At 45.6% G+C, this 18,433-nt stretch carries 24 protein-coding genes and 1 tRNA gene; 10 read left to right on the forward strand and 15 right to left on the reverse strand.

Translation table 11 applies throughout. The features are described from left to right. Window positions 1–20: 20 nt before the first annotated feature. The 10 genes from pscS to cofD form a co-directional block, all read right to left on the reverse strand. Entirely contained in the window at window positions 21–1,184 is a 1,164-nt protein-coding gene (gene pscS / locus BM008_RS05920) for an O-phospho-L-seryl-tRNA:Cys-tRNA synthase (protein ID WP_091934685.1), read from the reverse strand. Window positions 1,185–1,379: 195 nt separating this feature from the next. Further along, the gene (locus BM008_RS05925; protein ID WP_091934688.1) at window positions 1,380–1,658 is read right to left on the reverse strand and encodes a DNA-directed RNA polymerase subunit L; all 279 of its coding nucleotides are present in this window, start codon (window positions 1,656–1,658) and stop codon (window positions 1,380–1,382) included. Between the two features lie 44 nt (window positions 1,659–1,702). Beyond that, window positions 1,703–2,428: an exosome complex RNA-binding protein Csl4 gene (locus tag BM008_RS05930; RefSeq protein WP_245747929.1), complete on the reverse strand. Its 726-nt coding sequence runs from the start codon at window positions 2,426–2,428 to the stop codon at window positions 1,703–1,705. A gap of 169 nt (window positions 2,429–2,597) precedes the next feature. Then, window positions 2,598–3,185, reverse strand: coding sequence for an METTL5 family protein (locus BM008_RS05935; RefSeq protein ID WP_091935607.1), 588 nt, complete (start codon window positions 3,183–3,185; stop codon window positions 2,598–2,600). Between the two features lie 2 nt (window positions 3,186–3,187). Next, entirely contained in the window at window positions 3,188–4,183 is a 996-nt protein-coding gene (gene dph2, locus BM008_RS05940) for a diphthamide biosynthesis enzyme Dph2 (RefSeq protein ID WP_091934691.1), read from the reverse strand. Continuing rightward, the gene (gene hpt / locus BM008_RS05945; protein ID WP_091934694.1) at window positions 4,176–4,739 is read right to left on the reverse strand and encodes a hypoxanthine/guanine phosphoribosyltransferase; all 564 of its coding nucleotides are present in this window, start codon (window positions 4,737–4,739) and stop codon (window positions 4,176–4,178) included. Before hpt ends, dph2 begins: the two co-directional genes overlap by 8 nt. A 60-nt stretch (window positions 4,740–4,799) precedes the next feature. Then, the gene (locus BM008_RS05950; protein WP_091934697.1) at window positions 4,800–6,398 is read right to left on the reverse strand and encodes a VWA domain-containing protein; all 1,599 of its coding nucleotides are present in this window, start codon (window positions 6,396–6,398) and stop codon (window positions 4,800–4,802) included. Window positions 6,399–6,410: 12 nt separating this feature from the next. Next, window positions 6,411–7,532, reverse strand: coding sequence for a magnesium chelatase ATPase subunit I (locus tag BM008_RS05955; protein WP_245747930.1), 1,122 nt, complete (start codon window positions 7,530–7,532; stop codon window positions 6,411–6,413). A gap of 64 nt (window positions 7,533–7,596) precedes the next feature. Further along, entirely contained in the window at window positions 7,597–8,004 is a 408-nt protein-coding gene (locus BM008_RS05960; protein WP_091934700.1) for a hypothetical protein, read from the reverse strand. A 137-nt stretch (window positions 8,005–8,141) separates the two neighbouring features. Then, the gene (gene cofD, locus BM008_RS05965) at window positions 8,142–9,062 is read right to left on the reverse strand and encodes a 2-phospho-L-lactate transferase (protein WP_091934703.1); all 921 of its coding nucleotides are present in this window, start codon (window positions 9,060–9,062) and stop codon (window positions 8,142–8,144) included. Between the two features lie 59 nt (window positions 9,063–9,121). Between cofD and BM008_RS05970 the strand changes: the two genes are divergently transcribed. The 9 genes from BM008_RS05970 to crcB (BM008_RS06010) all read left to right on the forward strand — a co-directional run bounded on the left by BM008_RS05970 (window position 9,122) and on the right by crcB (BM008_RS06010) (window position 14,581). After that, a complete protein-coding gene (locus BM008_RS05970) occupies window positions 9,122–10,324 on the forward strand; it encodes an HD domain-containing protein (RefSeq protein WP_091934706.1) in 1,203 nt (400 codons plus the stop codon). Between the two features lies 1 nt (window position 10,325). After that, a complete protein-coding gene (lpdD, locus tag BM008_RS05975; protein ID WP_091934708.1) occupies window positions 10,326–10,685 on the forward strand; it encodes a prenylated flavin chaperone LpdD in 360 nt (119 codons plus the stop codon). Beyond that, complete coding sequence (locus BM008_RS05980; protein WP_091934712.1) at window positions 10,685–11,236, forward strand: UbiX family flavin prenyltransferase; 552 nt, start codon at window positions 10,685–10,687, stop codon at window positions 11,234–11,236. Before lpdD ends, BM008_RS05980 begins: the two co-directional genes overlap by 1 nt. Window position 11,237: 1 nt before the next feature. Next, window positions 11,238–12,011 (forward strand): ABC transporter permease, encoded by a 774-nt coding sequence (locus BM008_RS05985; RefSeq protein ID WP_091934715.1) that lies wholly within the window; start codon window positions 11,238–11,240, stop codon window positions 12,009–12,011. Between the two features lie 165 nt (window positions 12,012–12,176). Further along, window positions 12,177–12,254: transfer RNA gene (locus BM008_RS05990), tRNA-Pro, on the forward strand. A 105-nt stretch (window positions 12,255–12,359) separates the two neighbouring features. Next, window positions 12,360–12,641, forward strand: coding sequence for a ubiquitin-like small modifier protein 1 (locus BM008_RS05995; protein WP_091934718.1), 282 nt, complete (start codon window positions 12,360–12,362; stop codon window positions 12,639–12,641). A gap of 18 nt (window positions 12,642–12,659) precedes the next feature. Then, entirely contained in the window at window positions 12,660–13,844 is a 1,185-nt protein-coding gene (locus tag BM008_RS06000) for a molybdopterin molybdotransferase MoeA (protein WP_091934720.1), read from the forward strand. Beyond that, entirely contained in the window at window positions 13,837–14,235 is a 399-nt protein-coding gene (gene crcB, locus BM008_RS06005) for a fluoride efflux transporter CrcB (protein ID WP_245747932.1), read from the forward strand. The genes BM008_RS06000 and crcB (BM008_RS06005) overlap by 8 nt, the downstream gene beginning before the upstream one ends. Then, window positions 14,225–14,581, forward strand: a complete 357-nt coding sequence (gene crcB / locus BM008_RS06010) for a fluoride efflux transporter CrcB (RefSeq protein ID WP_091934723.1) — start codon at window positions 14,225–14,227, stop codon at window positions 14,579–14,581. Before crcB (BM008_RS06005) ends, crcB (BM008_RS06010) begins: the two co-directional genes overlap by 11 nt. 33 nt (window positions 14,582–14,614) lie before the next feature. Here the strand turns inward: crcB (BM008_RS06010) and BM008_RS06015 are convergent, their stop codons facing one another. Together BM008_RS06015 and BM008_RS06020 are read right to left on the reverse strand one after the other, a co-directional pair. Then, entirely contained in the window at window positions 14,615–15,730 is a 1,116-nt protein-coding gene (locus tag BM008_RS06015) for a cytochrome c biogenesis protein CcdA (RefSeq protein ID WP_245747934.1), read from the reverse strand. After that, entirely contained in the window at window positions 15,693–16,127 is a 435-nt protein-coding gene (locus BM008_RS06020) for a hypothetical protein (protein ID WP_143072294.1), read from the reverse strand. Before BM008_RS06020 ends, BM008_RS06015 begins: the two co-directional genes overlap by 38 nt. A 142-nt stretch (window positions 16,128–16,269) precedes the next feature. Here BM008_RS06020 and BM008_RS06025 point away from each other — a divergent pair, with 142 nt between their 5' ends. Continuing rightward, window positions 16,270–16,602: a DUF190 domain-containing protein gene (locus BM008_RS06025; protein WP_091934782.1), complete on the forward strand. Its 333-nt coding sequence runs from the start codon at window positions 16,270–16,272 to the stop codon at window positions 16,600–16,602. Between the two features lie 5 nt (window positions 16,603–16,607). Here BM008_RS06025 and BM008_RS06030 read toward each other — a convergent pair whose 3' ends face one another. The 3 genes from BM008_RS06030 to BM008_RS06040 form a co-directional block, all read right to left on the reverse strand. Next, window positions 16,608–16,868: a YhbY family RNA-binding protein gene (locus tag BM008_RS06030; RefSeq protein WP_091934785.1), complete on the reverse strand. Its 261-nt coding sequence runs from the start codon at window positions 16,866–16,868 to the stop codon at window positions 16,608–16,610. Between the two features lie 119 nt (window positions 16,869–16,987). Further along, a complete protein-coding gene (locus BM008_RS06035) occupies window positions 16,988–17,686 on the reverse strand; it encodes an RAD55 family ATPase (RefSeq protein ID WP_091934788.1) in 699 nt (232 codons plus the stop codon). Window positions 17,687–17,866: 180 nt separating this feature from the next. Beyond that, a complete protein-coding gene (locus BM008_RS06040) occupies window positions 17,867–18,406 on the reverse strand; it encodes a MogA/MoaB family molybdenum cofactor biosynthesis protein (protein ID WP_091934791.1) in 540 nt (179 codons plus the stop codon). Window positions 18,407–18,433 lie beyond the last annotated feature (27 nt).

Here is an 18,433-nt window from a genome sequence, read left to right on the forward strand (position 1 = left end):
TACAATACCTGAAAGCAGATTCACTCTGCCTTCTGGTACTTGTCTATAATTTCCTGGAAGGAATCTGCAACATATGACAGGTTCTCTCTTCCAACCTGGAAAGTACTTAGCTTGAAGTATTTTGTAAGTCCGGACTTGATACCGTGGATGTTACGCTGTTTAAGCTCCTTGTACAGGAAATATCTGCCTTTCTTTGCGGTCTGGGATATCTCATAGAACACAGGTGCCTCGAAGAACATCAGGTCATGGTTGTGAGGTTTGTCGCCCATCTGCATGATACCCATATCCTCAAGTTTTGCTGAGAACCAGCGAGCATCTGCAACCTCATTGTCCCAGTTCCGTGTCCTGCGCACAACTTCCGGGAATGAACCGATCATGGTCATCACAGTAGCACCTCTTGCAGTACATCCTAGAAGCTCTACTTCCTTCACCTTGTGTGTTGGGGATTTCCTGAAAACGATGTCTGCATACTCCTCAGTTACACCAAGTACACCGATAGGACCTGATGATGCCATGGACTTGTGACCGCTTCCGACAACAAAATCAACGCCCATCTTCTTTGCATGTATTGGCATCCTGCCCACAGAATAAGCACCATTGAGCATCAGTGGAACATCATAACTGTGGCATATATCAGATATCCTTTTAACATCTGCAAGATTTCCGTAACTTCCGTCAGGATATGTGACCTGTGCCAGTGCCGGTGCCTTACCGGTCTCTGCAATTACCTCTTCGATGGCTGTTGCATAACCCTCTACATCAGTCTTATACTCAGGACTGCCACTGTGTGGGACGGTCTTCACGTTCAGCCTTGCGCGCTGTGCAGCAACGAAGGAAGAATAGTGAGCAAGTCCGTCAAGGATAACATAGTCGCCTTCCTGTGCCATGGAATGCATGACCATGAACTTGGATTCCCTTGCACCATGTGTGATCCTCACAGCATCGGTGTCCAGGAATGCAGGCAATGCATTATGGATGAATTCCTCTATCGGAGGTTTCTTGATCAGGTCGAGAACGCCACCACAGAAATCACAAACGGAGTATCCGTCTCCCCATTCAAGTAATGCCTTGCGGGCATCTTCTGTGAGTTTACCACCTGTCTGGAGCGGGTCGATGTTTATAGCATCCTTGGGACCACGCGCAATAAAACCGAATTTGTTGAGAGTAGAATCATCGAGTTCCATAATGTTACCCCTGAATAGTACATAAGGTCAATTTACAATATATAGGAATACTGAACTTTCCAATACTAGTTAAAAATGTTCATTGTAAAATACTTGATTAATTTCACATTCATACAGAACATGCAAAGACAAAGCTAGCCAGAATATAAAAAGAAAATAGATGAAAGAGCACCAGAGGTGCCAGTTCAAACCAAATTAAATATCAATAGCTTTCCTGAAAATCGTCATGAACTCGTCACACTGGTTCATAAGACTTTTTGTAGCATCCTTCACGACATCAATTGGATCTGCACCATCTGTCTTAACAAAAAGTATAGGATCACTTATTGATACGTGTTTCATATCGTATGTTGCTATCTGAACCCTCTGGTCATCGAGCAGAGCTGACTTGAGCATGTTGAGAAGAGTGTGGTTCTCACCTATGATCTCAAGGTGCATCTCATCCTCTGTTTTATCAATGATCTTCAATTCCATCTTTATCTCACCTAAATTAAACGATAATCGTAATATATTCTATCTCAGAAGATGCCTGTTCCGTAGTCTGAGGAGAGCTTTCTCTTCTCAATACGTCCACATTCCGGGCATTTCAATCTGTTGTTATCCTTGTCCATAGGACTGTGGCATCTTGAGCAGTATGCCTTCATAACACCAAGGTCCTTACCATCTGTGGTCAGGCGCATGTTCTGGGTGTTGATGACCTTTGCCTTGACAACATCGGAAAGAGAGAACTCCTGTCCAAGGTTCTTGACATAGGAATCCTTCACGTTGGAAACGTGGATAGCTGCTGCACCATTGGTCTGGAACTCACGTTCGCCTTTACCTTTGATAGCACCGACCTCTACAAGAGCAACGGACTCTCTCATGTTGACAACGCTACCTACAATGACATCACCCTCAACGATCTCAGGAGGAATGCTTGTCTGAGGCACCACTGATATGGTCCTTGACTTCCTGTTCACCTTTACGTATCCGGTATTGAGTGAATGGATATCTGCCACATTGACAAAGGTACCATTACCTGCCCTGAACTCTTCCGTAGTCCCTATTAAGTCTCCGGGCATTACAAAAACACTTTCCTCTGTGTTAACTTCGTCTTCTGCATCCATATCATCATCTTCCCTGGACCCATTCTCGGGTTGCATATTCTTCTTTCTTGCTCCGCCACGTTTGGAATGTTCCTTCTTTGGTCTGGCGGAACCTTTCTGAACCTCTGCCTGCACGTCAGCAGTTGCCTGTTCAGTCACAGTAACTTCTTCACCGGCAGCCTGATCCTCGGAATCAGATGGTTTTATCTTCCTGCGTGAAGTCTTTCTTCTATTTCTTATCCTAATTAGAATCCCTCATATGAGCTGAAATTAATATAAAAATGTGCTGCGTCCATGAACTTTTAAGTAATAACGGTGATAGCTGGTGTTACCGCACTATGCGATAGATCTCTACCTTTATCATCTCTACTTCTTTTTTATGAAATTTAAATGTTCGTTTCATTGGAAAAGCCGTTGTATACCAGTCAGTTATTCTGGCATCACCTATGAACTTACTTATAAAATCATGGCTCCCACAATTATGAATGGAATATACCACATCACTGGTTTTCAACGCACTTAAAAGAAACGGTCGATCATTCCCTTTGGTCTGTGCACCGAATGGAGGGTTCATCACCACAGTATCGGCATGCCCTTCAATGTCATAGATATCACTCTGGACAAATTCAACATCTACTCCAAGCTTTTCTGCGTTCTTCCTGGCTACTTCAAGGGCCTTCCTGTCGATATCATAGCCAATTACCTCCTCAGCACCAAGCAATTTAGACCCAATTGCAAGCATCCCGGTACCACAGCCAAGATCGAACACAGTTCCTTCAAGGTCACCCTGCATATACGCAAAGTGTAACATCTCAGCAGCCAGCAGAGCAGGAGTTGCATACTGCTCAAGGTTAACGTTAGGCCTGTCGAACCCTTCGACCTGTTCAAGTAACATCTCAAGTTTTCGCTGCTTCAAGTTCATTCACCTGTGATCTCATCGAAATGAAGGTCTTCCCATTCTCTCTCACCAAGGACGATCTCGAACTCCAGCGGAGTGAGCATTGGTGCATTGAAACGTCCTACCTCATCAATAGCAAGTCTCGGACATGCAGTATTAACAAAAGCATCCACCTTGAACTGTAATAGCTGGTCAGGGGTCACAAGGTCCATTGTTAGAATATGAGCATCCTTCCCGTGCGTCTTTGCCAGAGCCTTCATTTCCTCAGCAAGCTGCATACGTTCCTGTCCCGGCTTTGAGGACACAACGATACCAAAGACCTCAGCATCAAGTGACTTTGCAATAGCGACACTTCTCTGCTTGAGGATCTTTTTGCTGTCAGCTTCACGCAGCTCATTGACAAATGGGTCTGCAATAAGGACATGTTTCTTAGTTGCCAGTGAAACACCAAGAGGATGGAACTGACCACTTCCAATGTAGAGATACTCATCACAATCCGCGTTCCTTGCTGCAGAGAAATTGCACCCAAGCACCTGTCCCGGATAGGCGATCTTGCTGTCACCACTACAGATGACAGATTCCTTGCCATGTTCCTTCAGTACCGAAGCTACATCTTCCAGCTTATGAACGTGCTGAACAGTTGTGATCAGACCTATTCTCTTTCCCTTCAACTCAGGAACAGCAAGTTTCACAACATCCTTCACATCAACAGCAGAGCGTGTCTCAATGAAATAGACCTTCCTTGAAAGTTTATTGTCATCAAGATGAGCATGACCAAAATGGAAAAGGATGTCAACATCATTGATCAATGCAACATCAAGGTCACATGCACCAAAGCATGGATTCCCTGAAATAGATACACTGACCCCAGTCTCATCCTCGATCCTTGAAGCAATGCCAAGTGACCTTCTCTTGAAACCTTCCGGGAACTGCAGACCTATAGCCTTTGCACCGGTATCCTTTACGATAGAGATTATCCGGTCGATCTGAAAATCAAATGCTTCTCCATCACTCATGAACAGCCTCTATGGAAACACCTTTCTCGGTCACATCGATCCGTACAAGGGTCTTGACGTCGATACCCATGTCCCTTAATCTTGAGACACCATCGCCACGTTCTATAATTACAATATTGTCCGTTACAGTGGCACCAATACCTTCAAGCGCATTCATGAGCGCCACAAGTGTACCACCCGTGCTGATAACATCATCTACGATAAGTACCCTGTCACCTTCTCTTACATCATTGATGTAGAGTTCTCCTTTTGAGTAACCGGTCTCCTGAGAGAGCTTTATCTCACCCTCTAACTCATAGGGTCGTTTTCTGATAATTGTGAAAGGAATTCCGGTCTTCATGGACAGTGCAGTTGCAAGAGGGATCCCCATAGCCTCGATCGCAAGTATCTTATCAAAGTCCTTGGTGACCATTCCAAGTATGTGGTCAGTTACCTCATCAAGCAGTGCAGGCTCAAGCTGCGGAACGCCATCTGAGATGGGATGAATGAAATAATGATAAGCTCCCCTGTGAACGATAGGTGCATTCAGCAGGGATTCTTGAAGTATCGCTAACATAGTTACCGCCTTACTACTTGCCAGTATATAAAGGCAGACCGTTGGAGAAAAACTCCATGGTCATACCGTGGCAAAAGCTGTCTTCTGATCCCTTTCCTGCTTAATAGCAGAATAAAGGGCTTCCTTGCTCAGTGATCTTGGATGATAGTAACTTCCATTACTATGCATGGCAACCTCTTTGGCAAGTCTTGAACCGGTGTTGCTTATATCCACCACAAGGAGATTTACATGATGATCTGATATCTGGTTACATATCTGCCTGATCTCTCTTTTGATATTGCCGCCAAGATGCAGAGGAGAATTTGCGGTCCCGTCCGTTACAAGGATCATGATAGGAACAGCAGATGGTTCCTTCTTCACTTCCCTTACGAGGGTATCCAGACCCCTGAGCAGACCTGATGCCATTGGAGTTGTGCCTCCAAAGGGTACTTTCTCAAGATAGCGCTTAGCAGCTTCCACAGATGAAGTGAAAGGTAGCACAAGCTCACCGGAACGACCGCTGTATGTCACAAGTGAGACACGGTCCCTGCGCTGGTAAGCATCTTTGAGCAAAGCAAGTACCACGCTTGTGGTTATCTGGACCTTCTCCGTCTCGTCCATTGAACCTGAAGTGTCGAATACGATATTGATAAGACTGGAGATACGTCTCCTCCGTACCTTTTCCCTTATATCGCTCTTCCGGATCTCTATCTTCCCGTCCTTTGCATGATGTGCTGCTGCCCTTACAGTAGGAGCAATAGCGATATCAGTTATCTTCTCACCGGGCATTCTGTATCTTACATAACGCCCGCGCTTGCTCTTGGTAAGTACTTCTGCACGCCTTCCGGATTTCAGCCTGCCTGCTGCAAGTCTCTTCTTCTGGGAATTGCGGGCAAAATCATTGAGGATCTTACCAACGGTCTTGTCATCTTTGAGATCCTCCATCAACTTTTCAGAAGCTGACCTCTCATGAGCAGAACTAACTCCCAGATCATCCTCAAGTTCATCATGGCTGAGAACATGAACATATTCCTTTGGAGTTAGCTCAACACATATCTCCGGCTCATAGAGGCAGACCTTTGCAGGAGTGGTCAAAGTCTCTTCCTCGAAGCTCACAGAACGTGGTTCTTCAAAACTGAACTCCTCGATATCTTCAACGGCCTCAACAGCTTCATCCGGCTCATCTATTAAGAGATAAGCTTCGTCTTCACTAACAGCATCATTATCCTCAGCCTCTGGCTCAAGCAGACCTGCAAATGCAGACCTTTCCGGATCATCTTCTGAAAAGAAGTCAGTTACAACCGCATTTTCAGGTTCTGCAACATCGTCAGAAAGTATGATCGCATCATCATCGGGAATTTCCTCCTGAGTATTTCTGATAACATCTGCAACAGCAGAGTCAGATACACCAAGGATCGGCCTGAAGAATACCTGAGGGTCCATTTGCAGATAGTCTGAGTCTGCAATGATGTAGACATCCCTTATCTCGTCTGGCCTTATCTGATCCATATTGGAATAGAGCTGATCATACAGGATACCATTATCTTCAGATGTTAGCTCGGAAACAGAGTTGCGAGGTATACGCAACCCGAGCACAGGAACACCTATGAACATTACCTTGATGCCATATTCGCGGGGAAGGTTCCTGCGCAGGCGGTGAACAAGCTCACTCTCGCTCATCCTGCACCCCTATCATACTTTTCCATCTACGACTGCCCTGAGCTGGTCCACACTGAACTCTTCTTCCTCAAAGGGCTTCTTACGCATTCTGTGTGGCAGTACCATCTCTGATGCCTCGATGATATCATCATTGGTGATACGTTCCCTGCCCTCATAAGCAGCATTGGTACGAGCTGCACGCTCTATCATGATATCGGCACGGTGTCCGTCAACATTGAATGCTATACATATCTCGGCAATGGTACGCAGGTTCTCCCTTGTGGTAGAGACCCTCGGAAGTAACTGCATAGCCTTGATGATCTTAGAGCGAAGCTTCTCCTGTTCAGGCTCGTAATCGCGGATGAACTGTTTAGGGTCATCGTTGAACTGGTTACGTCTCTCCACGATCTCTATACGCTGCTCCACATCATAGATACCTGTGACCTCAACCTGTAATGCTATTCTGTCGAGAAGTTGCGGACGGAGTTCACCCTCTTCGGGGTTCATACTACCTACAATAATGAAATCTGCAGGGTGACTGACACTCACACCTTCACGTTCCACAGTGTTAACGTTCATGGCAGCAGCATCAAGAAGTGCATCCACAACGAAATCATCAAGCAAATTGATCTCATCTACATAGAGGATACCACGGTTGGCCTGTGCAAGAATACCGGGGTCGAATGCCTGGACACCCTGGCGGACAGCCTTTTCTATATCAAGACTACCTACTACCCTGTCCTCAGTAGCCCCTACTGGAAGGTCAACCACCTTCATCTGACGTTTACTGATGTGAAGCGTGCCGTTCCTTTTCTTCTCCATACATTCCCAGCAGAATTTCTCTGGGTCATCGGGGTTACAGTTGAACTTACACCCATCGATGATCTCGATCTCAGGAAGTACCTCGGCCAAACCTCTTACTGCAGTTGATTTAGCTGTACCCTTCTGTCCTCGGATAAGCACACCACCGATCGAAGGGTTGATGGTGTTCAGTATAAGCGCCCTGAGCATTTTTTCCTGTCCTACGATGGCAGATATAGGGTAGAGTACCCTGTCTGTCCTTGTAGCCTTGCGTGCGATCTCCTCGAGGTATTGTGAGGGTTCTTCCGCAGCCTTTGGAACTTCTTTTATTGTCCCTGTGATACTTGAACTCATAAAATATCGCCTTTCCCAATATGAATTATTGTAACTTGTCTATCAGTTAGTTATTTTCAGATAATTACAGATACCTCAGGATTATCGCTGATATGAGAGCGAGGAACAGCAGTACAAGACCACCTGCAAAAAAACCGAAGGCAATCCTGGTATGTACCTTCTTTTCAGGATTCTTTGAAAGCCCATTGAGCTCATACAGACAGAAAGAAGAGCTCAACAAGAAAAGTATCGATGATAACAGGAGCAATGAACCTGCTACAAGGATATACTCAGCTGTCCATGTAAGTGCCTTTGCATTCAGGAGATCAAGAAAGAAATCCTTTCCATGCCTTACATACGAAGCTGTGATCCATAACATCGTATAAGCTATTTCTGCGGCGCCCATTATCACGGAGCAGATCGCAGTTGTCATAAGCGTGACCATCATCCCTATATCGGGGATGTCAATATCGATTTTCCATTCATCACCCACAATTTCACCTTGAGAGCCTGTTTTGTAAGTATACCCTATCTAATACAAGATACGCAATATATGTATTAAAATAATAAAAATATACCTATTAAATAGATTGTGGTGTGACCGGGACTAAAAAAGAGAGACAGAGAAGATCAAATATCTCTGAATATTTCAAGTAATGTTAAAGAAAGGTCCCTGCTTATATCCACTGATCTCATCAATGTATCAGCCTTAGAAACATCAAGACCGAGCTCATTGAACCGATCCTCATCAATGGTATCACGCTCGTCGATGACCATGTGGTCAAGGAAGTCCGAGTAATATGATGCAACTCCATAAGAGGATACCTCGATACCCCTTGCGATCATTAGTTTCCCGGCAGGTCCGCTGACAGGTTCGGTACCGATGATAGGACTTACTGCAACTACCTTTTTGTCCATCAGGATCTCACGCATCCCTGGAAGTTCGATAACAGGACCAATGCTCGTGATAGGGTTGCTGGGTCCTAAAAGAACCTCGTCCTCTTTCTCAAGTGCATCCATGACAGCAGGAGATATCGATGCATTTTCAATTCCTTCCTGACATACTTCAAGGACCTCAGGTGCACCGTGTTTCCCTACCCAGAAATCCTGGAAATGCATTTTCCCTTCCGGTGTGCTGATCATGGAGGATACAGGGTCATCGGACATAGGTAATACTTTGATCTTCAGTCCGAATGACCGGCAAAGTTCCATTGTAGCCTCTGAAAGCGTCATTCCACCACGTATCAGGTCAGAACGCATGATATGTGTGGCGCGGTCAAGGTCACCAAGCATCATTACCTCATTGTGTCCCAGTTCCTTCATTGTCTCATGGGTCCGGTATGTGTCGCCCTTTATACCCCACCAGCGGGAACTGTCAAGTCTTCCTGAGAAAAGATAGAGAACTGTGTCTATATCAGGAGTAATAAGGTTGCCTGATATCCATACATCCTCTGCCGTATTGACAACAACGTTTATCTCTTCCTCGGGAATTACCTCGCGAAGACCATTCAATAATTTAGGAGTTCCTGTTCCACCTGAAAATATGATCATGTTCTACTCTCTTCCTGTTTATCGGAATATCATTATAAGATGAAGCGTATTTAAAATATATGAAAGTCATCCGTGACCCGATACATGGATATATTGAGCTTGACCCACTCACATTATCAATAATAGATTCGCCGCAAATGCAGCGATTGAGGAGAATAGGCCAGCTTGGGCTATCGAACCTGGTCTACCCCGGAGCTAACCACTCCCGTTTCGAGCATTCCCTTGGTGTAATGCATCTTGCCACAATGCTGACAGAGAAGATAGATACTCTGAATGAAGATGAAAAGCAGGAACTTCGGGTTGCTGCTCTTCTTCATGATGTAGGGCACGGTCCTTTTTCCCACGTTACCGAGAACCTCACAAAGACCTATACAAGGCAGCGTCATGAGGATGTCAAAGAGATACTGAAAAAAGGGGAACTTGGGGAGATCCTAAAGGATAATGGACTCAACCCTGCAAGTATCGAGGACCATATACAGGGAAAGACGGACCTTGGAAAGATACTCAACAGCGAGATCGATGTTGACAGGATGGACTATCTTGTGAGAGATTCGCATTATACAGGAGTTGCATTCGGGCTTGTAGACCATGTCAGGCTCATCAATGAGATGAAGTTCTACGAGAACAATCTCGTGGTAACTGCCGGAGGGGTCAAGGCAGCCGAATCACTACTTGTATCAAGGTTCCTGATGCATCCTTCGGTTTACTATCACCATGTCTCAAGAATAGCGGAGACCATGATCACAAGAGCAGTGGACGACCTAATTCAGAAGAAGACACTTGACCCCTTCGAGCTACGCAGGATGGATGATCCAAGGGTCTTCGAGATGATACGTAATGATGACGGTTATGCAGGAGAACTTGCACACCGGCTTGACAACAGGAAACTCTACAAGAGAGCACTTTACGTCGGGTTCGACGAAGTTGGAGAAGGAGCTCTCAAACACCGAAAGAACATCGAGAGGGTCGAAGCTGAGATAGCGGATGATGTAGGGATCGACCCGGAGTATGTTCTTATAGATATCCCGAGGAACCCGGAGATAGCAGAGATGAAGGCACTTGTCAAGGTCAATAACAGGATGTTACGACTTGATGAGGCATCCAATGTGGTTGCAACGCTCGAGCAGGCACATCGCGATAACTGGAAAATGGGAGTATATACTCCAAAAGAATACAGGGATGATGTAGCGAAAGCTGCCAGAAACTTCTTTGAGGTCAAAAGGACCATGAAGCAGTTCCGTCTGACAGATATAGAGGGATAGGATGTACCAGATAAAGAAAATTGCAGGCAGAGCCAGCCTTATACTGGACTGGAAAAAAGTGGGTGATGATCACATTGCCTGCCTAACAGGTGGTGCTGAACATGTGGGTGCTGTGGCAGTAGGTTTCTACGATAAAGGATCGGGAAGAGCATCGTCTTCGGTAATTACGAGCCCCGGACACAGGGAGACCGATATCGCAATGGCCGGTGCAAAGGTTATCAGCGAGACCTGCAAAGCTACATCGGTATTTATAGTTGGCATTCATCTTGAGAATATAACAAAAGATGAGATAGAGGAAATAGTCTCTGTTTCAGACGAAATGATCGATGAGCTGTCGGTCATAATTAAGGAGGGTTTCTAATGGAAATAGTAATAGGCATCAGTGGAGCATCCGGCTCTGCATACGGGATAAGGATACTGGAAATATTATCAAAGACGGACATTATGACCCACCTTGTAATAACAAAAGCTGCAAAACAGATCATTGATATAGAGACCGACTACGAGCTAAGTTATGTTGAAGGACTGGCGGATGCAGTATATGATGAGAGCGACTTCACAGCACCTGTTGCAAGTGGTTCCCACAGGTTCGATGGAATGATAGTTGCCCCGTGCAGTATGAAGACACTTGGAGAGATCGCTGGCGGAATGTCAGATAATCTGCTTGGAAGGGTGGCTGATGTCTGTCTCAAGGAAAGAAGGAAACTTGTCCTGATGACACGTGAGACACCTCTGAACCAGATACATCTTGAGAATATGCTCAGGCTTGAAAGGGCCGGAGGAATAATAATGCCTGCAAGTCCTGGATTCTACTCAAGACCACAGACCATTGATGACATGGTCAATTCTATGGCAGGCCGTGCACTTGACCTCATAGGCATCGATAACGACGTATACAAGCGCTGGGAGTGAGATGAGCCTCTCACGAATAAGGTTCTGCCTGAACACTGTATTCACCCTGTGGCTCAGGGAGATGTTACGCTATAAGCGTTCGCGTTCAAGGATAATAGGTTCCCTTGCAACGCCACTTTTTTTCCTTGTTATCATGGGCTCGGCCCTTGGAAGTTCCATGACCCTGCGAAGTGGCAGGTATATCGATTACATGGCTCCCGGCATAATCGGGATGTCGATACTCTTTGCTTCCCTTATGGGAGGGATATCGATCATCTGGGACAGGGAGTTCGGTTTCCTGAAAGAGATACTTGTCGCTCCTGTTGATCGGTTTTATACAGCACTTGGAAAAGCGGCTGGCGGAGTGACAACTGCAATGATACAGGGAACATCGCTCATGATCATCAGCGGGTTCATCGGGATAGAATATGTATCAATATGGAGAGAACTCCTCTGCATCCCCATAATGTTCATGATGGGCCTGGGATTCATCGGACTTGGCATAACACTTGCATCAAGGATAGAGTCACATGAGGGATTCCAGATGATGATGACCTTCATCACATTACCAACGATAATGACAAGCACGGCATTCTACCCAATGGAGGACCTCCCTGGATGGCTGAGCATACCAGTACACCTCAATCCCCTTACATACGGCGTGGAAGCACTGAGATGGATGCTGCTGGATATTTCAGATGTACCTATCACATTGTCCCTGATGGTCATCACGGCCTTTGCCCTGACCATGATGGGAATTGGCAGCTGGGCCTTTGATAGGGCAGGTGACCAATGACAAAAAAACGATCTTGCCTATTATACACCCTATTTTCATTGCATTTTTCGCCATTATCATCCAATTTCACGGCATTTTTCGCTTCATTTATGTACAAAAAACCAGTTCCTGCGAAACCTTTTTATACCATACTTGCCATGCAAGAGCTACCCTTCTAAGCTGATTGGGATAGTAGGGTAGCTTGGTCCATCCTCGAGCGTTTGGGACGCTTGGACTGCGGTTCAAATCCGCGCTATCCCACCAGATTCTTTTTACACTTTTCTTTAATTGTTTTGTGACCTTCAGTTAATTCTATCACGTTCTGACATGGATTAGTTTTATAACATATCTGCAAGGAATAATGACCCCATGGCAAACGTTAATGTGAAACTCTTTGCGAACCTTAGAGAGATCGCACAAACATCATCATTATCAATTACAGGCGATACTGTAAAGGACGTACTTCTTTCGCTTACAGAACAGTATCCTCCCCTTAAAGAACTAATATTCGAATCCGGAGATGAGCTGAAACTCTGCGGTTACATCAATGTTTTTCTCAACGGGAACAACATCAAACACATGGAAGGAATGGACACGGTCCTCAACGATGGCGATGAGATGGGAGTATTTCCTCCGGTCTCCGGCGGCTGATCACAAGGTGGGAACACGATGTTATTCAGAGAACGTACTGATGTAGGAGAAGCAAAGGAGATGTTCCTTGCTGCCATAAAAGGCATGGAAAGGACAGAACTGCTTCCTGCAACATCATCAATTGGAAGAGTGCTCTCAACAAGCATACTTGCACCACGCAATGTCCCGCACTACCGCCGCTCTGCAATGGACGGATTCGCGGTAAGGTCGGTCGACCTCATAGGAGCATCACCCACAAACCCTGTAATGTTACAGATAGCAGATGATGTGTTGGAAGGAACCTGCGCCCCTGTGAACACAGGGGACTATGTCCCTGATGAAGCCGATGCGGTCCTCATGATGGAAGATACCATCTCCATCGGAGATATGATCGAGATCCGCGCACAATTACACCCCGGAAAGAACGTGGGAGCGATCGGTGAGGATGTCAGGAAGAATGAGATCATATTCAACAAAGGTCATCTTCTCAGGCCATGTGACATCGCTGTACTGGCATCCCTTGGAATAAGTGATGTCAAGGTCTATGCAAAGCCTGTTGTTGCTATAATACCCACTGGCAATGACCTCTTACCCCTTCCAGGAGATGATGTCCCACCACCAGGAAAGACACTGGACATCAACAGCCTCATGATAGGCGAATATGTTGAAAAATGGGGAGGCATTGCACGTTATTGCGATATCGTTCCAGAAGATAAGCAGCTCATAGAAGATGCTATCAGATCCAATCTTGACGCTGACATGATAGTCGTGTCAGGCGGAACCTCCGTTGGAGACAAGGACTATGTTCCTGCAGTTGTCGAGAAACTTGGAAAGAAGCTCGTCCACGGAGTGGGTTTAAGCCCGGGAAAGCCAACAGCCCTTGGAGTTGCTGATAATGTCCCTATACTCTGTATGCCAGGATATCCGGCAGCAGGACTTGTGGCACTTTTCGCATTTGGCAAGCCTGCGCTTAAGAAAGCGGGCACTATCCCACACACACCAGAGATCACGATCAAAGCCACACTCAGCGGCAAGATCATGTCAAGGGAAGGATACGTCAGTTATGCCAGGGTCATCCTTGAAGGAGACATCGCACACCCTCTCATGACAGCAGGTGCCGGGATATTGAGCTCCATTGCAAAATCACATGGATTCGTAATTATCCCCGAGAACGTCGAGGGACACGAAGAAGGAAGCATAGTGGACGTTGTTCTTATTGAATGATCATATTTTCAAAGACCGGGCCCTTGAACTTTTAACAATCGGAGCAGGCGGGTTCTGCGGGGCGATCTCAAGATACCTCATAGCGGGGCTTTTTGAACCTGCACCAGGGACACTTGTGGTCAACGTGCTTGGGAGCATCCTGCTCGGTTTTCTCATGTACAGTTCCGAATATCTTGGTTACGTATCCCCAAGAATGAGAATGTTCTTTGGCATCGGGTTCCTTGGATCACTTACCACATTTTCCACATTCACCGTACAGACGTTCCAGATGCCCCTGATAGAAGCAGGGTTCAATATCTTTGCGAACCTGACACTTACCCTTGCAGGAGTGTTCACCGGAAGGAGTATCGTGATATATCTGGTGAAGAGGAGGGAAGGAAATGGTATCTGAGATAATGCTTGTAGGCATAGGCGGTTCCATCGGCGCCATACTCAGATATCTTGTGTCAGGCGCCATCCCAAAGGTAAACGGGATACCTGCCGGAACCCTTGCTGTGAACTCCATAGGCTCTTTCATACTTGCAGCATTCACATTCACTTCAGTGGAAGGAACACTACGCTTTTTTATTAGCGTAGGAATGCTTGGTTCATTTACAACATTCTCGACCTTTGCTTTCGAGAGCTTCAAGCTGCTGGAAGAAGGAGAGAGCAGGTATTTTCTTTTGAATATAGCACTTAACGTAGTTGTATGTCTTTGTGCAGCAGCCCTGGCACATCTGATATTTGTACCTTACTAAAAAAAGAGGCGAGAGAAGAGGATATTACCCTTCTCAGATAATATTGAAATTGAGCAATGCTGCCAGCAATAGCAGGATGATACCGGTCACCAGACGAACTTCGACACGTCTTTTCTCCCTGAAATCATTGACCTTCTTCGGGTCAAGGCCAAAGGCAAGCAGCGCGCCGAGTATCAATATTGGGAGCACGACACCCAGATTATACAGACCCAGATAGAGTGCCCCTCCTACAACATCATCTCCCGTTATGAGCATCTCAAGGATCATTAGATAGACAGCACCCACACATGGAGCCTTGACAAGTGAAAAAAGGCCGCCTCCAATGAATGAGACCACAATGATATTCCTGCCTTCTGCCTTTCCCATGAAGTCCACAAAGGAATGAGGCGTTTTGAATGATGATCTTGAATGTTTCCTGATATAGTAAGCATCGTAAAGATGCCACAGCCCAAGGAAGGCCACTAAAAGGACCATCAATGTTGTGATGGTCTCCCGAATATCCGGGAAGTAGCTGATAGTGTTCAGGATACCGAAGCCTACGACCATATACGTCACAAATATGCCGGCACAGAATCCGGTCACCAGCACCAGCATATCTTTACGGGAGCCACCTGAAGATACAACAACAGATGCCAGAAAAGCCATTACTGCGATAAGGCAGGGATTGAACCCTGCAAGCAAGCCTGCAATGAAAATAACCAGTGGAGTGGAATCATCTGTAACCCACGATGAAGAAGGAAGATCATCCATATCTGCAGGACCGGGGATAGGAGGTGCTGTCTCGATCGCTTTGGAGAGCATGGTCTCAAGCAGTTCTGTATTGCCCTTGTAATCACTATAGCTTATCACTATGCTCTGGTTGATAACTATAGCAGGGACAGCACTGACACCATATTGTTTTGCCAGACTGAAAGAAGATGTTATTTCATGAGCTGACAGGTTTGCAGAAGGATAACTGGAAACTACATTTTCAATTACCGGAGACGCCTGTGCGCATTTGAGACAGCCGTCCTCATAGAAGTAGTCCACCGATACATTCCCTGCATGAGCTGATCCGGTTGCAAGGATGAACAGCAACAACAGAGAAAGAAAGATCCTGCCTGAGTTCATATCAGTGGCAGGATGTAGATGAGCAGGTCTTTTTGTCATATTCACTTTCTGAAACGTATTTTGTGCTGACCTCGAAAAGTTCGCCGTCACTGGCTGAGACATAACCCTCTATCACATTCAGAGGCTTCACACTGGAACATGCACAGGTACGTTCCATTATCTCGACCTTCCATACGCCTTCTTCAGATGTACTGCCATTTGGAGAGGAATCCACCAGAGTAGTGGCATTTACCCTCCAGTCAGGAACCCTGAAATTACTTGCATAGTATTCTGAAGCATTATTGTCGGTCATAACTATCCCTATTGCCTGCTCGCTGGTTATAGTAGTACCACCATTATCAGGACCAAGCAATATGTATGCACCAACCACGCCTACACACAACACCACAGCGATCGCTGCAATGATAGTTGATCTGCCTTTATCCATATTTTCCACAAGTAGTATGAATATCATTTATGCTATAAATGTTGCTGAATGAGCCAAAAATAAAGGATGATGATCTGCTATATATACACACAGGACAAATCAAAGAATGACTGATGTTTAGAATAGGACCATGCAGCAGAGGGAACATATTATGAGAACTTTACTTCTAAGGATATATCTCAGTGAGAACGACAAGTACAAAGGAAGAACAGCACACCATGCAGTTATCGAATTCCTGAAGGAGCAGGGAATTGCAGGAGCTACGGTCCACAACTGCATAGAAGGTTATGGGGTCCATCACAAGATACATACTGCAAGCGTTCTGAGACTTAGTACGGACCTGCCGGTCATCGTGCAGGCAGTTGACAGAGAAGAAAAGATAAGGGACCTCATCCCGAAACTCAAGGAAATGCTACCTACTGAACTGATGATCGTCCAGGAAGTAGAAGTTGTTTCAGGAGAAGGGTTCAGGGAAGGGATCTAAGCAGATCACCTGTAAAGCACTACTGTGCTTCCCCTTACATCTATAAGAGTTGTCTTTGTGGCTTCTGCGAGTTTTTCTGCAGATGTCTTGATATCCTCGCCTTCTGCACTTGTCTTTAACATCTTGACCTTGATCAGGCGGTTAGCCTTGACCTGCTTTTTTATTTCTTCAAGTACAGGATCAGTGACCCCGTTCTTTCCAATATTGATGATAGGTTTGAGCTTTGTGGCTTCGCCCCTTAATTGATATATTTTTTCTTTATCCATGATAGATACACCTGATAAATAGTCCTGTATAAATGCTTTATCAATGATAGTATAAAAATGTCGAGTCAGAGAGAAATACCAGCAATTTCCAGATCACCGAATGTGACATAAAAAAGACATTATGTTCTCTTGAGAGAAAGCTCGGTGCCTTCAATACTGTATTCGAACCAGGGTGTTGGCTTTGAGGTCAAACCTACTACCCTCATTGCATAGGAATCCCCTACTGCCTTTATCTCGATCATCCCGTCAAAGAGCTGTTTCAGAGTGGCTATGGTCTGAGCGTCGTGCATCTCATCTTCAACTACATAAAGACCAAAACCGTTCGCTGCCTTTACACGACCTGTAAAGACATGAAGGAACCTGAACACGGTCTGTATGTTAGAATACATAAGAATAGTGGACAGTGAGTTGATACAGAGATGGATATGTTCTTTCTGCTTCCTTACAAGCATCTCTTCGAAGAACTGGCTTATCTTGACACCTATCCCGGTAAGATCGACAGGACTTGAAGCCCTCTTTATCTTATCCGTATCTGCGGCTGCCATTCCAAGGGTCTTGGTGACACAGTCAACCACACCGATATCGGCATCTGCAAGAGACATTCCATTATCTTCGAACCATCCAAGTACGCGTTCTCCGGGTTCGCGCGTAGAAACTATTATAGCCGAACCATCAGGGGTCTGGCTGTTAAAAATGATCGCGTCCAGCAGATCATCTTTCCGGCTCATAGGCGGGCCTATCATCATCAGATTGGTTCCTTCCCGGATGCCGCCAAGCAGATCATCCAGTTCCTTGATGCCTAAAGAGTACCCGGACATGCTTCCCTCTTCATTGGGATCGTATATAGGATTTGCCCCATCATAGCGATATGCAAATTTTGTGTATGGGACTGTCTATGTTATTATCGGATCCTATACAATATATAAATATTAACATATATAAATGTGCCTTCTGGCACATTCTAATTAAATAAAAGATACAATATAAACCTTTTTTGGTTATTGCCGAGCGTGTTTTACGAGATGACCAGCTTCAGGAAGGATTATCTCGCTCAGTGCAAGCTCAACTGCTGAAGGAGAACCAGGAAGACAGAACAACACTTTTCCCCTGAGCAATCCTGCTGCTGCCCTTGTAAGAATTACCGATGTGCCTATCTGCGCTATGCTCTTATGCCTGAAAAGTTCACCAAACCCAGGGATCTCCTTTTCGAACAGAGGCACCAGTGATTCAATGGTCACATCCTTGGAAGCAAGTCCTGTTCCACCACTTGTGACTATGATATCAGCATCTGATTCTATAGCACGATGCACAGAACCCTTGATAAGGGAATCATCATCGGGGACCAGTTCATATTTGGCGACTGTATGCCCCTTTGAAAGTACAAGGTCCCTCATGAGTTTTCCAGAGCCATCATCTGCCTCATCAGGTGATGTGACGCTGCCATACTCCTCGAACCGGGAAGTCGACACTGTTACCAGATAGAATGAGTACGACCTCTCTGCACCTTTTTTATGCTCTGTTGTTGATGGACTGCTCATACGAAGTATTTATACATTAATAAGTAT

The organism is Methanolobus profundi, from assembly GCF_900114835.1.
GTDB classification, from domain to species: Archaea; Halobacteriota; Methanosarcinia; order Methanosarcinales; family Methanosarcinaceae; genus Methanolobus; species Methanolobus profundi.

What these genes read in the sequence shown, in the direction of transcription:
- BM008_RS05985 (WP_091934715.1), top strand. Translation starts at nt 11,238, where the DNA reads ATGAGCCTCTCACGAATAAGGTTCTGCCTGAACACTGTATTCACCCTG.
- lpdD (WP_091934708.1), top strand. Translation starts at nt 10,326, where the DNA reads ATGTACCAGATAAAGAAAATTGCAGGCAGAGCCAGCCTTATACTGGAC.
- BM008_RS06040 (WP_091934791.1), bottom strand. Translation starts at nt 18,406, where the DNA reads ATGAGCAGTCCATCAACAACAGAGCATAAAAAAGGTGCAGAGAGGTCG.
- BM008_RS06015 (WP_245747934.1), bottom strand. Translation starts at nt 15,730, where the DNA reads ATGACAAAAAGACCTGCTCATCTACATCCTGCCACTGATATGAACTCA.
- BM008_RS05925 (WP_091934688.1), bottom strand. Translation starts at nt 1,658, where the DNA reads ATGGAATTGAAGATCATTGATAAAACAGAGGATGAGATGCACCTTGAG.
- BM008_RS05980 (WP_091934712.1), top strand. Translation starts at nt 10,685, where the DNA reads ATGGAAATAGTAATAGGCATCAGTGGAGCATCCGGCTCTGCATACGGG.
- BM008_RS06000 (WP_091934720.1), top strand. Translation starts at nt 12,660, where the DNA reads ATGTTATTCAGAGAACGTACTGATGTAGGAGAAGCAAAGGAGATGTTC.
- dph2 (WP_091934691.1), bottom strand. Translation starts at nt 4,183, where the DNA reads ATGAGTGATGGAGAAGCATTTGATTTTCAGATCGACCGGATAATCTCT.
- BM008_RS05950 (WP_091934697.1), bottom strand. Translation starts at nt 6,398, where the DNA reads ATGAGCGAGAGTGAGCTTGTTCACCGCCTGCGCAGGAACCTTCCCCGC.
- hpt (WP_091934694.1), bottom strand. Translation starts at nt 4,739, where the DNA reads ATGTTAGCGATACTTCAAGAATCCCTGCTGAATGCACCTATCGTTCAC.
- crcB (WP_091934723.1), top strand. Translation starts at nt 14,225, where the DNA reads ATGGTATCTGAGATAATGCTTGTAGGCATAGGCGGTTCCATCGGCGCC.
- BM008_RS06035 (WP_091934788.1), bottom strand. Translation starts at nt 17,686, where the DNA reads ATGTCCGGGTACTCTTTAGGCATCAAGGAACTGGATGATCTGCTTGGC.
- BM008_RS06025 (WP_091934782.1), top strand. Translation starts at nt 16,270, where the DNA reads ATGAGAACTTTACTTCTAAGGATATATCTCAGTGAGAACGACAAGTAC.
- BM008_RS05955 (WP_245747930.1), bottom strand. Translation starts at nt 7,532, where the DNA reads ATGAGTTCAAGTATCACAGGGACAATAAAAGAAGTTCCAAAGGCTGCG.
- BM008_RS06030 (WP_091934785.1), bottom strand. Translation starts at nt 16,868, where the DNA reads ATGGATAAAGAAAAAATATATCAATTAAGGGGCGAAGCCACAAAGCTC.
- pscS (WP_091934685.1), bottom strand. Translation starts at nt 1,184, where the DNA reads ATGGAACTCGATGATTCTACTCTCAACAAATTCGGTTTTATTGCGCGT.
- cofD (WP_091934703.1), bottom strand. Translation starts at nt 9,062, where the DNA reads ATGATCATATTTTCAGGTGGAACAGGAACTCCTAAATTATTGAATGGT.
- BM008_RS05970 (WP_091934706.1), top strand. Translation starts at nt 9,122, where the DNA reads ATGAAAGTCATCCGTGACCCGATACATGGATATATTGAGCTTGACCCA.
- BM008_RS05995 (WP_091934718.1), top strand. Translation starts at nt 12,360, where the DNA reads ATGGCAAACGTTAATGTGAAACTCTTTGCGAACCTTAGAGAGATCGCA.